Consider the following 906-nt stretch of genomic DNA (forward strand, 5'->3'; position numbering starts at 1 on the left):
TCGAGGACGGCAAGAACGTCTACGAGGCCGGCAAGAAGATGACCGCGCTCGCCGACAAGGTCGCCGACGAGGGCTACGACGCCGTGTTCCTGATGGGCGTCGGCGGCACCTGGGACGAGCTCATGCAGCTCGAGTACCTCATGAACAAGTTCGGCGACCGCGACCTCGAGGTCTACCTGATCCACGCCGCCGAGTGGAACGTCATGGGCCACAAGCGCATGACCGAGAAGTCCGTCGTGCTCACCGCCTCCGAGTCCGGCACCACCCCCGAGGTCCTCGAGGCCGTCAAGAAGATGAAGGAAAAGGGCATTCGCGTCTACGCCATGACCAAGCCCGAGGGTCTCATCGGCCAGGCTGTCGGCGCCGAGAATTGCGTCAAGATGGCTTCCGATCATGGTAACGGCGGCTGCGAGATGGGCTACTACCTCGCCGACTGCTTCGGCCTGCGCCTGCTCAACCGCCGCGGCTGCTTCCCGCAGTTCGATAAGTTCATCGAGCAGACCAAGGACGTTTGGACCCACCTGGTCGACATCCGCAAGAGCTTCGAGCCGCGCGCCGAGGAGCTCGCAAAGAAGTACGCCCTGGCCCCCTACACCATGTTCATCGGCTCCGGCGCCCTGTGGGGCGAGACGATCCTGTTCTCGATGTGCATCCTGGAGGAGATGCAGTGGAAGCGCACCCGCTACATCACCTCGGCCGACTTCTTCCACGGCACCCTCGAGCTCGTGGAGCCCGGCGTCCCCGTGTTCCTGTTCATGGGCGAGGACGAGAACCGCAAGCTCGACGAGCGCGTCCGCGCGTTCCTCAACCGCGGCGTGACCGGCGACACCGACATCAACATCATCGACACCGCCGAGTTCGCGATCCCCGGCCTTGACGACGAGTTCCGCGTCATCGTGTCTCCGT

General features: G+C 64.1%; 1 protein-coding gene. It reads left to right on the forward strand.

What is annotated here, in order from left to right:
* On the forward strand, positions 1-906 hold a 906-nt coding region (locus DW645_RS06015), incomplete at both ends, for an SIS domain-containing protein (RefSeq protein WP_233540728.1).

The sequence above is a fragment of the Collinsella sp. AM23-17 genome (assembly GCF_003470945.1).
GTDB classification, from domain to species: Bacteria; Actinomycetota; Coriobacteriia; order Coriobacteriales; family Coriobacteriaceae; genus Collinsella; species Collinsella aerofaciens_O.